This window comes from Streptomyces sp. MK7, assembly GCF_032658145.1.
Lineage (GTDB): Bacteria > Actinomycetota > Actinomycetes > Streptomycetales > Streptomycetaceae > Streptomyces > Streptomyces spiralis.
This window is the reverse complement of sequence record NZ_JAVACL010000118.1, coordinates 1-1,611: the sequence shown is the minus strand read 5'-3', so window position 1 is coordinate 1,611 and position 1,611 is coordinate 1. Positions and strand designations below refer to the sequence as shown.

Annotated in this window: 1 protein-coding gene; it reads left to right on the top strand. The window is 67.8% G+C overall.

Features of this window, described 5'->3' with window-relative positions; translation table 11 throughout:
• The first annotated feature begins 141 nt into the window (after nucleotides 1-141).
• Nucleotides 142-1,599: an NF041680 family putative transposase gene (locus R2S09_RS40060; RefSeq protein ID WP_316746207.1), complete on the top strand. Its 1,458-nt coding sequence runs from the start codon at nucleotides 142-144 to the stop codon at nucleotides 1,597-1,599.
• The last annotated feature ends 12 nt before the right edge of the window (nucleotides 1,600-1,611 follow it).

The following is a 1,611-nucleotide window of genomic DNA, read 5'->3' as shown; positions in this document are numbered from 1 at the left end:
AGCTTGATCTTTAACGGTCGACGTCGAATGGTGCCTCGAACTTGATCACTCGGTTCGGTAACCGCCGTACACCAAAGCGGCCTTCGTCTGAACATGTGCTCCGACCAAGGAACACACATGTCCAGCACGAAGGCCATGAAGATGAGTCTGCCGCATCGCGATGCCCGACAAGAGGCGTTGGCCGAGCTGTCATGCTTCCGGGGCGAGTTCTACTCCTGCCTCACCGCTCGTTCGGATGCGTTGTTCGAGCTGACTGACGCCGTTCTGTGCGGCGACGGGCCGGTGAGATCGCTAGCCGAGCTCTCGCTGGTCGGCGAACACCGCCGTGGTCATGGCGGGCTCTACGGCGCCCTCGCCCGTGGCAGGGTCGACACCAGCCGACTGCAGCGGGCCCTGGCCGCAGCGCCACTGCCACGAGCTGTCGACGGCCGGCTGGTCCTGGCCATCGACATCACCTGCTGGCTACGCCCCGATGCCCACACCTCACCGCAGCGGATCCTGTGTCACACCTACGGCCGGGGAAAGGACCAGCACATCCCTGTCCCCGGCTGGCCGTACTCGATCATCTGCGCGCTCGAGCCGGGTCGCAGTTCCTGGACGGCTCCTTTGGACGCGCTTCGCCTGGCCCCCGGGGACGACACGGCCACCGTCACAGCCCGACAGCTGCGTGACCTGCTCCACCGACTGATCACCGCCGGGCAGTGGCAGGAGGGCGACCCCGACGTCCTCGTCATCGCGGACGCCGGATACGACGCACCCCGCCTCGCCTTCCTCCTCGAAGACCTGCCGGTCCAGGTCCTCGCCCGGATGCGCTCAGACAGAGTCCTGCGCCGGGCTGTTGCACCCCGCCAACCGCACACGATGGGGCGCCCACCCCGGCACGGCGGCGAATTCGTCTTCGGGCAGCCCGACACCTGGGGCATCCCGGACACCGAAACCGTCACCGACACACGTCTTTATGGCCTCGCCAGAGCCCGTTCCTGGGACCGGCTGCACCCCAGGCTCACCCACCGCTCCTCCTGGGCCACCGCCGACGGCACCCTCCCGGTCATCGAAGGGACGGTGATCCGCCTGGACATCGATCACTTGCCCAGCGGAGCAACACCGAAGCCGGTCTGGCTGTGGTGGTCAGGCACCGATGCCACCCCGGCGGACACCGACCGTCTCTGGCAGGCCTACCTGCGGCGCTTCGACATCGAGCACACCTTCCGCCTGTTCAAACAGACCCTCGGCTGGACCTCCCCAAAAATCCGCACGCCCGAGGCCGCCGACCGCTGGACCTGGCTGATCCTCGCCGCCTACACCCAACTGCGTCTCGCCCGCCCCCTCGCAGCCGACCGGCGCCGGCCCTGGGAGCAACCCAGTTCCCCGGACAGGCTCACTCCCGCCCGTGTCCGCCGCGACTTCCGGCACATCCGCCCGCAGACCGCCTGCCCGGCCAGAGCACCGAAACCCACCCGCCCCGGCCCCGGACGACCAGCGGGCCGAAAAAACACCCGCCCTGCACCCCGCCACGACGTGCACACACCCAAGAAGACACAGCCAGCACAGGGACAAAAGAAGAGGTCAACCACCCCGAAGCCCCGCCGCACAGGTTAAAGATCAAGCTAG